Source organism: Brevundimonas sp., assembly GCF_032107865.1.
GTDB lineage: Bacteria > Pseudomonadota > Alphaproteobacteria > Caulobacterales > Caulobacteraceae > Brevundimonas.
In genome coordinates this window covers 1-3,334 of sequence record NZ_DAMCNG010000263.1, presented here as the reverse complement: position 1 = coordinate 3,334, position 3,334 = coordinate 1, and the positions used below count along the sequence as shown (strand labels likewise).

The 3,334-nt window shown below is 65.7% G+C and carries 5 protein-coding genes and 1 pseudogene; 2 read left to right on the top strand and 4 right to left on the bottom strand.

Going from position 1 to position 3,334, the window contains the following annotated elements; translation table 11 throughout:
* Positions 1 to 499: pseudogene (locus tag RT567_RS15190) on the bottom strand (hypothetical protein); the annotation flags it as partial.
* Positions 500 to 715: 216 nt separating this feature from the next.
* Here RT567_RS15190 and RT567_RS15185 point away from each other — a divergent pair.
* The gene (locus RT567_RS15185; protein WP_313577078.1) at positions 716 to 1,327 is read left to right on the top strand and encodes an HAD-IA family hydrolase; all 612 of its coding nucleotides are present in this window, start codon (positions 716 to 718) and stop codon (positions 1,325 to 1,327) included.
* A 15-nt stretch (positions 1,328 to 1,342) separates the two neighbouring features.
* On the opposite strand, the gene RT567_RS15180 is transcribed toward RT567_RS15185, so the two are convergent.
* Positions 1,343 to 1,759, bottom strand: a complete 417-nt coding sequence (locus RT567_RS15180; protein WP_313577077.1) for a hypothetical protein — start codon at positions 1,757 to 1,759, stop codon at positions 1,343 to 1,345.
* Between the two features lie 184 nt (positions 1,760 to 1,943).
* Between RT567_RS15180 and RT567_RS15175 the strand changes: the two genes are divergently transcribed.
* Complete coding sequence (locus RT567_RS15175) at positions 1,944 to 2,543, top strand: ribonuclease HII (protein ID WP_313577079.1); 600 nt, start codon at positions 1,944 to 1,946, stop codon at positions 2,541 to 2,543.
* Between the two features lie 8 nt (positions 2,544 to 2,551).
* Here the strand turns inward: RT567_RS15175 and RT567_RS15170 are convergent, their stop codons facing one another.
* Both RT567_RS15170 and RT567_RS15165 read right to left on the bottom strand, forming a co-directional pair.
* A complete protein-coding gene (locus RT567_RS15170) occupies positions 2,552 to 2,773 on the bottom strand; it encodes a hypothetical protein (protein ID WP_313577076.1) in 222 nt (73 codons plus the stop codon).
* 36 nt (positions 2,774 to 2,809) lie between these two features.
* Positions 2,810 to 3,334 (bottom strand): DNA adenine methylase (locus tag RT567_RS15165; protein ID WP_313577075.1); only part of this gene is annotated, 525 nt, incomplete at its 5' end.

Here is a 3,334-nt window from a genome sequence, read left to right as displayed (position 1 = left end):
AGTCCGGCAGATGCGGCAAGGCTCGCCGCGCCGTCGCCGCCAGATCGAAGCAAGCCGCCAGTTCATGCGCCTGCATCGTCGCCTCCTGCGACGCCGCATCCGGCCAGATCTCGCCCGCCCGATCGCGCAGGGCGAAGGCGGCGCTGAGACACAGGCGGTCGGCGATCATGCGCGACAGGTCATCGTCGCGGTCCAGCTGAGGCAGAAGCTCCGGCTCGTTGCGCGTGGCGCTGCGCCACAACCGCCCCAGCACCACGGACGGAAAGTTGAGCCCCGGCAGACCGTCGCCGCGCGGCTGAAACAGAGGCGACAAGGGCGCGAAGGCGATGTTGCGACGACGCCGATCCAGCGCCTCGACCTCGATCATGTCGCGCAGGTCCGCCGCCCGGTCGCCCGCCATCGCCCCCGCCAGCCCCGAAAGCTGCGACAGGACGCGGTCCGGACACCGTTCGATCAGCTGGGCCAAGGCGGCCCTCTGGGCGACCGACAGGTCCGCCATCCCCACTCCTCCGACCGCACCGATTCCCGGCCTAGGCGCCGAGGGTGCCCCGTCGCGGGTTAACAGGGGATTTTGAAGCATGCGTGGACAGGATTGCGCGGCCTCACCAGTGGCGTCTCTGCGGAGCTACAAGCGAACCTCGTTTCGCGTCCCTTGCGGCCGGATTGCAAACCAGCAGAATGGCGCTTTCTCTGGGCGCGATAGGTTGCAGATCTGATGAAACCGGCCGTGTTGATGGTGGATGTCGATGGCGTCGTGGTTCGTCACCCTGATCCTGGTGGATGGTCCGCTCGCATCGAAGAGGATCTGGGCATTCCGCGCCAGGCGCTGCAAGACCGCTTCTTCAAACCGTGGTGGGACGACGTCGTTCATGGTCGCGCAACACTGCGAGACCGATTGTCCCCCGCACTCGCGGACGTCGCGCCGCACGTCAGCTGTGATCAGCTGATCCGCTACTGGTTTGAAGGCGACGCCCATCTGGACGAGTCCCTGCTGCTGCAACTGGCCGAGGTCCGGGCGTCAGGCGTGCCGCTGCACCTAGCGACCGTTCAGGAGCATGAGCGCGCGACCTATCTGTGGGATACGCTCAGGCTTCGCGATCGGTTTGACGACATGCACTACGCCGCGCAGCTTGGCGTTTCGAAACCGTCACAGGATTTCTATGCGGCGGTCGAGCAATACGTGGACCTGCCCGCGTCGACGATCGCCTTCATCGACGACACTGAAAAGAACGTCGAAGCCGCACGTGCGCGCGGGTGGAATGCTGCGCTTTGGACCCCCGGCGCCACGCTCAGCAGCCTGATCCCAGAGTTGAGCGATCCGCTGTAACGTCAGCCTACGGCCCTAAGCGATCGTCGCGCTCAGTGCCTTCAAATACGCCCATAGTCTCGCGCTAGCGTTCCGCAATGCGGCACGGACATCGGCGACAGGCATCTTCCCCATTGCGTCTCCGTCTGGCCCAGGATCACGGAAAATTACTTTGTCACCCGCGAATTCAGCTAGCAGAACAGTGTAGCCGCTCATGAAGACGTTGTGCGCTCTCCCACTTTCAAGAGCTTCCAACTCTCCAAGCAGATCCACGAGGATTTGCGCAAGACTAGCGGGGTAATATGAGACGACCTTACCGCATATCATATAGCGCAGGTCATGGTCGGGCTGGCCGTCGGCTACGCCGTATGCAAACGCCCAACTGACTTTTTTAGGGGGAGCGACCGCACCGTGATCGGGCAGCTCCGGTTCGAATGTCACTTCAAAAGTCATGGCAGCATCCTGACGCCGCTGATGTCCGCTAACCACCCTTAGCAGCCCTTCAAACCGCCCGCTTCGCGCCAAACGACCTTATGAGGCGACCGGGCTGCTTCCGCCCCGCACCCGTTCGTGGCACTGACGCGCGATGAAGCCGTCCAAAGCCTCCGCCAAACCTGACCGCGCCTTCCCCACCCTGATGCTGGAGCTTGAGGCGCGCGTGACCTGGAACGGTCTGATCTGCGGCGTGGATGAAGCCGGACGCGGACCGTGGGCAGGGCCGGTGTCGGCGGCGGCGGTGATCCTGAACCCGGGCGATCTGCCGCCCGGCATCGATGACTCCAAGGCGTTGACGGAGAAGCGTCGCGCGGCGCTGGAGCCGCTCATCAAGGCCCGCGCCCTGGCGTGGGGCGTCGGCTTCGCCTCGGTCGAGGAGATCGACGAACTGAACATCCTGCACGCCACCGGCCTGGCCATGCGGCGGGCGGTCGAGGCGCTGGCCCATCCGCCGGTGCACGCCCTGGTGGACGGCAACTATCGCTTCAAGCTGCCGTGCGCGGTGACGCCCGTGGTCAAGGGCGACAGCCGGTCGCTGTCGATCGCGGCGGCGTCGATCCTGGCCAAGACGGCGCGCGATCGCCTGATGATCGAGATGGACGCCACCTATCCAGGCTACGGCTTCGCCAGCCACAAGGGCTATAACGCCCCCATCCACCAGAAGGCCTTGCAGACGCTAGGCCCCTGCCCCGAACACCGGCGCAGTTGGGCGCCGATCAAGGCCTTGCTGGACGCGGCCTAGGCGGAAAATCAGACGGACAGGGCGCCGCCCAGCAGCATTCCCATCAGGCCCGCCACGATCGCGCCGATCAGCAGGATGGTCCAACTGTCCAGCCCGCGCCCGCGCCGCAGCGACGGACGCGCCGGACGGGCCGGACGCGCGACCTGACGCTGGGCGTCAAAACGCGCGGCGTCAAAACCATGGGCGTCAAAGCGGGAAGCGGGGGGAGGAAGGCTGGAAAGCGTACGCATACGGCCAAAACGGCGCGCCCCCGGCTTTCGTTCCCGTCAGGCGGCGACCGGCAGCTCGATCGGCCGATCCGTGACCACGAACAGATATTCCACATTCCTCAGCCGCCCGATGGAGCCGACCTTCTGGCCCTTCAGATTGTGGATGCCGATGCGGGCGCCGACGTAGCGGGGGCGCGGAATCTCGACCACCTGCACATGGCCGCGCGCCGACAGCATGGCCGTCAGCTCGTCACGGCTCAGATAGCCTTCGTCGTTGAAGCTGACGATCAGGTTCGGCGCCCTCAACCGCTCGATGACGGTCTGCAGGGCCGGGCCGATGCCGGGGCGGCTGTTGAAGGCGGACTTGCGGGTCTTCACATCCACACGTTTGCGCGCCACGCCGTAGGTTTCCGGCTTGTCCCACAGCACCAGGCTTTCCCAGCAGTGGTAGTTGCCGAGGTAGGAGTGCTGGTTATAGGGCGGGTCCAGATAGACGAGGTCGGCCTCGACCTCGGCCGCGATCTCGACCGCGTCGCCGTGCGTCGCCACGCACGGCCCCGCCGCCACGCCGGGCAGCAGGTC

Bases quoted from the DNA above. Each gene is read 5' to 3' on its own strand.
- RT567_RS15180 (WP_313577077.1), bottom strand. From the start codon at position 1,759: ATGACTTTTGAAGTGACATTCGAACCGGAGCTGCCCGATCACGGTGCG.
- RT567_RS15185 (WP_313577078.1), top strand. From the start codon at position 716: ATGAAACCGGCCGTGTTGATGGTGGATGTCGATGGCGTCGTGGTTCGT.
- RT567_RS15175 (WP_313577079.1), top strand. From the start codon at position 1,944: ATGCTGGAGCTTGAGGCGCGCGTGACCTGGAACGGTCTGATCTGCGGC.
- RT567_RS15170 (WP_313577076.1), bottom strand. From the start codon at position 2,773: ATGCGTACGCTTTCCAGCCTTCCTCCCCCCGCTTCCCGCTTTGACGCC.